The sequence below is a fragment of the Acinetobacter sp. AS5 genome (assembly GCF_048957595.1).
In the GTDB taxonomy this organism is placed as follows: Bacteria; Pseudomonadota; Gammaproteobacteria; order Pseudomonadales; family Moraxellaceae; genus Acinetobacter.
In genome coordinates, this window is the sequence record NZ_JARDAL010000157.1 from 1 (window position 1) to 741 (window position 741).

The window sequence follows — 741 nt, forward strand, 5'->3', positions numbered from 1 at the left end:
AAATGACCGCTATATTAACCAAGGGGGTCAGTTTTTAAATGCCATTAGGGGGTCATTTTTACACTGCCGCTAACAATGCTCTTTTAACCTTAAATAATCGGACATTAGCTTTTTCGCATTTAGAGGATTTTAATGATCCGTTCGAATGTACAACATTAGACTTGTATGATCATGTAATTTCAAAGCGAAATTCTAATGAGGTTTTGCAGCAGAAGTTTTCCAGAAAGTATTTATACATGTTTAACTAAACAGCCATTAAATCCATTGATGTGGGCACATTATGCAGATAGCCATAATGGTGTAGTAATTGGAATTGACGTAAATAAAGCCGGATTGAATGATGCTGATAAATTCATTATTACAGCAGACTGGGGTTCAGTCACATATTTAAGTGAAGAGCCGAAAAACTTAAATCGGTGTACTGTTGAATTTTTGAATAATGTTGAAAATTTAACTTGGGGAAAAGATAAAGAAATATTGAAACAAGCGCTACTTAATAAAATGCATTTTTGGAAGTATGAAGAAGAGGTAAGAATTGTGAAAAAAATTTCACCTTATATTTCTACCTATCATATACCACGTCAACGAAAGTATAATTTTGATGGTCAAGTATGGCAGAAAATTACACCAGGATTTAAACCAATTTATACATTGGAGATAAATCCTGGGTGGTGTTTTAAAAAGTATGCTGACATTAAATGAAGCCATTATTGATGTAAAAGAAGGTTAAGTCGAAGGCTT

Annotated in this window: 1 protein-coding gene; it reads left to right on the top strand. The window is 32.9% G+C overall.

The window, feature by feature from the left end; all coding sequences use genetic code 11:
• Positions 1 to 267: 267 nt before the first annotated feature.
• Positions 268 to 702, top strand: coding sequence for a DUF2971 domain-containing protein (locus tag PV763_RS17730; RefSeq protein WP_420938303.1), 435 nt, complete (start codon positions 268 to 270; stop codon positions 700 to 702).
• The last annotated feature ends 39 nt before the right edge of the window (positions 703 to 741 follow it).

What these genes read in the sequence shown, in the direction of transcription:
- PV763_RS17730 (WP_420938303.1), top strand. Translation starts at nt 268, where the DNA reads ATGTGGGCACATTATGCAGATAGCCATAATGGTGTAGTAATTGGAATT.